This is a genomic window from Micromonospora sp. NPDC049799 (assembly GCF_040656655.1).
Classification (GTDB): Bacteria; Actinomycetota; Actinomycetes; order Mycobacteriales; family Micromonosporaceae; genus Micromonospora.
This window is the reverse complement of record NZ_JBFAMU010000438.1, coordinates 1-4,113: the sequence shown is the minus strand read 5'-3', so window position 1 is coordinate 4,113 and position 4,113 is coordinate 1. Positions and strand designations below refer to the sequence as shown.

Here is a 4,113-nt window from a genome sequence, read left to right as displayed (position 1 = left end):
GCTCGCTGGCTCTGGCCGTGGACGCCGGTGACCTCGCCGCGATCCGGGACGGCCTGCTGGCCGCCGGGGTGGACGCCACGGCCGGCGGACTACCGCGAGCCGGCCGACTGGTACGCCGAGGAGCCGGGCGGCCGGCCCTGGTGGCTGCCCATCCTGTGGGGCGTGCTGGCGCTGCTGCTGCTCGCCCTCGTCGGCGGCGGGTTGTGGCTGGCGCTCCGGTCCGCCGACGACGCCACGACGCCGACACCGACCTCCTCGCCTTCGCCATCCCCGACCCGCGCATCGCCGACCACCGGGGCGCCGACCACGTCCGCCGCCCCCACGAGCAGTTCCCCGTCTGCGCCGCCGACCACCGAGGCGGTGGAGGTGCCGATGCCTCCGCTGACGAACCTGCCGTTGGCGACGGCGCAGGGGATTCTGGACCGGTCGGGTCTGGCGTACCGGGTGGAGTACCGGACCTCCGACCGCCCCGCCGGCACCGTTCTGGAGACCGATCCGGAGGCGGGCGAGCTGGTGCCCGAGGGTGAGGAGGTCACGCTGGTGGTCTCCCGGGGCGAGCGCACCCCGGCCAGCCCGACGGTGACCCCGAGCGCGGAGCCGACACCCACCGACTGAGCGGCCGGGTCACCACATCCGGCGTCTGGTGCCGACCAGGCCCAGCCCGGCCAGCGAGATGGCCAGCCCGAACACGCCCGACCAGAACAGTGACCTTCGGACGTCCTCCGCCGACGGCGGTGCGCCGTGTGCGACGTCGTGCGGCCCGGAGGACGGCTCCGTGGCGGGGTCCGCGGTATCGGGGACGGCGCCTCCGAAACCGTCCGGTTCCTCCAGGGCGAAGGGCTCCCCGAAGGGGTCGGCTCCGACGTCGTCCGGAGGGTCCTCGTCGACCACGGTGATCTCCGGCGCGGGCACCGGCGCGGTCAGCTGGGTGGACGAGAGGGCGGGTTCCCGGACCACGACCACGAGTGCGGTCGCGACGCCGAGGAGCGCCAGGAGTCCGAAGGCGTAGGCGATGTTCCAGAGGTGGGGCCGCCGGGCGGCGGTGTGATTGACCATGGCCATCCCAGGTTCAGGGTCCTGGAGGCGCGGGGTGGAACGTGCCGGGGTGGGCGTACCAATTCTATGGCCGCGGCACGCCCCCCGGCGGCCGATCGCGGAGGTCAGCCCACCCGGACGGGAGTGCGGACGACGGGCCGGCGTGGTGCGCGGACCGCGTGCTGACGCGGTTGCGGTGCGGTCTCGAGCACCTCGAGCCCCTGCCGCTGTACGAAGATCGACCGACGGTTGACCGCGTCCCCCGATGCGTTCAACTCGTACCCGTCGAGCCAGAACCAACCGTCGTAGGTCGGCCAGTCGAGGACCCGGATCACCCGGAAGGTGATGGGTCGGATGAACTGGACACTCGCCGCGCGAGTCACGTGCAGTACGTCACCGGAGCGGGGAAGCACATGGGCTCCTGGGATGGTTGGCCGGCGGGCGGGCCGGCAGGGCTGGGTGGGGGACGTTCTCCTGGCCCGGCAACGGGGTCGTGCCGCGTGGAACCGGCGTGCGTGCGGTGGTGGTCGGGTGGCTTCCCACTGGTGGCGGGTCGCCACCCGACCAACACCCGGCTGCTCCGGGTGCCGCTCCCGCCGCCGCAGCCATCAGGCGTGCAGCGGCGGGGTCATCTCCCCGGTGCAGGTCTGGTTGTCGCTGGCGACGAGTCCTCGCCGGCCCGCGTCCGGATCGCCGCGGGATCACCACGGCGGGGAAGCGGACGGAGACGGTCAGTGACCCGTGCCATACGCACAGAGTGCATCAGCGTCGTGCGGGATGCAAGTTGCACGTCGACTTTTGCCGATACGTGAGCGCCACGCGCGAAGCGACGCTTGAAGACGTTCGCATTCGGACGGCACACTGAGATCCGGTTTCGCCCGTCGCGGCCGGTCGACGACCCGCACCACTCCCCGCCGCGAACGCCCGCCCCGCCCCGCGCCGGGACCCGGCGGGTGGACGACAGCGGCGCGTCCAAGGCGGAGGTGGCGGGTGACGGCCAGCAGCCAGTGGTCCGGAACGGACGGCGGGGCCAGCCGTGAGTGAGCGGCGGAGCCCGACCATCCGGCGACGTCGGCTCGGCGCCGAACTGCGTCGTCAGCGGGAGGCGGCGGGAATCACCATCGAAGCCGTGGCCGAGCAGTTGGAGTGCTCGGCCTCCAAGATCTCGCGGATCGAGACCGGGCACACCTCGGCCACGCCGCGGGACGTGCGGGACATGCTCCGGATCTACGGCGTGGTCGGCGCCGAGAGCGACGAGCTGGTGCAGATCGCCCGCGAGGCCCGGCAGAAGGGCTGGTGGCATCCGTACAGCACGGTACTGGTCGGCGCGTACGTCGGGCTGGAGGCGGCGGCCAGCTCGATCCGCGCGTACGAGCAGCAGGTGGTTCCCGGGCTGCTGGAGACCGAGGAGTACGCCAGCGCCATGATCCGCGCCGCGCGTCCCGACTTCACGCCCGAACAAGTACGACAACGGGTGCGTGTCCGACTGGGCCGTCAGTCGTTGTTGACCCAGGATGATCCGGTCGATCTGTGGGTGGTGCTCGATGAGGCGGTGGTGAGCCGGCCGGTGGGCGGGGACACGGTCATGCGTGACCAGCTCCGACGGCTGGTGGAGGTGGCCGAGCTGCCGAACGTGACGCTCCAGATCCTGCCCTTCGAGGTGGGAGCGCACGCCGGCATGGACGGGACCTTCACGATCCTCAGCTTCCCCGAGTCCGGTGATCCGGATGTTGTGTACGCGGAGAACGCCACGGGTGGGCTTTTCCTGGAGAAGAGCGACGAACTGCAGAAGTACAGCTTCATCTTCGATCACATCCGCGCCGCGGCCATCCGTCCGGAAGAGTCCGTCGCACACATCGCGAAACTGGCAGAGGAGCCGTTGTGGAAATGGCGACTAAGAGATTCTCGGTGAACCTGACGCAGGCAGCCTGGTTCAAGAGTTCGAAGAGCGGGCCGAACTGCGACAACTGCGTGGAGGTGGCGTACGTGGCCGGGGCCGTCGGGGTCCGGGACTCGAAGGACAAGACGGGTCCCGCCCTGGTGTTCAGCCCGGGTGACTGGCGTGCCTTCGTCGCTGGCACCAGGGACGGCGGCCTCAGCCGGGCCTGATACCCGGGCAGCGAGTGTCCCCGTACGGCCCCGGGCCGTACGGGGACGCGGTCGTGTCCGCGTCCGGCTCGGGGGCCGGGGGTGGCCAGGGATCGGCCGGGATTCCCGTCGCCACAACGCTCCCGTCTCGTTGTACCTCTGAAGAACGGCGCTGGTCGACAAACCGCGGATCGGCAACCGAACGAGGCAGGCGGGACGATGACGACGATCGGGTCAGAGAACCTCACCAACGGACCGGGCAAGCCGGAACGGTTCGGCGGCAAGTACCGCGGCGCGCGCCGGGACACGGTGTTGACCGAGGTGGTGTCGACCGACACCGAGGTCGGTGGCCGGGAGGACGGCCCCGCCGCGACGGAGCAGGCGAGCCCGCCACTCACGCTGCCGTCGCTGGACCCGAACCCGCTCACCGAGCCGTCGTTCCCGACCGGTGCCTGGTCGATGGAGCCGGCCGGCTCGCTGGCCGACCACCCGCTGCTGCGTGGCCTGTTGCTGGAGCTGCCGCCGAAGGGCAGCGTGCCGCCGCCCGGTTGGCTGGACCGCTGGTTCGAGGCGACCCGGGCGATCCTGGAGCTGCTATACGTGCAGGGGCCGGGCGGCCGTTCGCGCTGACGCCCGCTCCGGCATCGCCCGCTCCGCGAGGCGGCTGTGCCGGAGCGCGTGACGGACCCCGATGGCCGCGACGCCCAGGACGCCGACGGTGATCGCCGGTCCGCCCGCGCCGGTCCGGGTCACCAGCTCCGGCATCGCGGCCACCACCACCGCCGGCAGGATCGCCAGGCCGGTCACCTGCACGGGTAGCCCGATCAGCGGGTGCGCCGCGGCGGCCCGCAGGCCGTGCGGGGCCGGTGTGTCGGGCGCGGTGGTGAAGGCGCCGGCACCGGCCCACAGACGTCGCATGCGTCGTACGGCGCAGACCGCGACGGCACCCGCCGGGACCACGGCGAGGGCGAGGCCGGCGGCGGCGCGGTC

General features: G+C 72.3%; 6 protein-coding genes and 1 pseudogene. 4 read left to right on the top strand and 3 right to left on the bottom strand.

What is annotated here, in order from left to right:
• A partial coding sequence (locus tag AB0I76_RS23995; RefSeq protein ID WP_357039504.1) for a PASTA domain-containing protein occupies window positions 1–615 on the top strand: 615 nt, incomplete at its 5' end.
• Window positions 616–624: 9 nt separating this feature from the next.
• Here AB0I76_RS23995 and AB0I76_RS23990 read toward each other — a convergent pair.
• Window positions 625–1,062, bottom strand: coding sequence for a hypothetical protein (locus AB0I76_RS23990; protein WP_357039500.1), 438 nt, complete (start codon window positions 1,060–1,062; stop codon window positions 625–627).
• Window positions 1,063–1,160: 98 nt separating this feature from the next.
• Window positions 1,161–1,448 carry a hypothetical protein gene (locus tag AB0I76_RS23985; protein ID WP_357039497.1) on the bottom strand — a complete coding sequence of 96 codons (288 nt, stop codon included), beginning with the start codon at window positions 1,446–1,448 and terminating at the stop codon, window positions 1,161–1,163.
• A gap of 623 nt (window positions 1,449–2,071) precedes the next feature.
• Here AB0I76_RS23985 and AB0I76_RS23980 point away from each other — a divergent pair.
• The 3 genes from AB0I76_RS23980 (at window position 2,072) to AB0I76_RS23970 (ending at window position 3,753) form a co-directional block, all read left to right on the top strand.
• On the top strand, window positions 2,072–2,947 hold the full coding sequence (locus AB0I76_RS23980) for a helix-turn-helix transcriptional regulator (RefSeq protein WP_357039494.1): 876 nt from the start codon (window positions 2,072–2,074) through the stop codon (window positions 2,945–2,947).
• Window positions 2,923–3,144, top strand: coding sequence for a DUF397 domain-containing protein (locus AB0I76_RS23975; RefSeq protein WP_357039491.1), 222 nt, complete (start codon window positions 2,923–2,925; stop codon window positions 3,142–3,144). Before AB0I76_RS23980 ends, AB0I76_RS23975 begins: the two co-directional genes overlap by 25 nt.
• A gap of 198 nt (window positions 3,145–3,342) precedes the next feature.
• Window positions 3,343–3,753 carry a hypothetical protein gene (locus AB0I76_RS23970; protein ID WP_357039488.1) on the top strand — a complete coding sequence of 137 codons (411 nt, stop codon included), beginning with the start codon at window positions 3,343–3,345 and terminating at the stop codon, window positions 3,751–3,753.
• On the opposite strand, the pseudogene AB0I76_RS23965 reads toward AB0I76_RS23970, so the two are convergent.
• Window positions 3,718–4,113: pseudogene (locus tag AB0I76_RS23965) on the bottom strand (hypothetical protein); the annotation flags it as partial. The gene AB0I76_RS23970 and the pseudogene AB0I76_RS23965 sit on opposite strands and share 36 nt — an antisense overlap.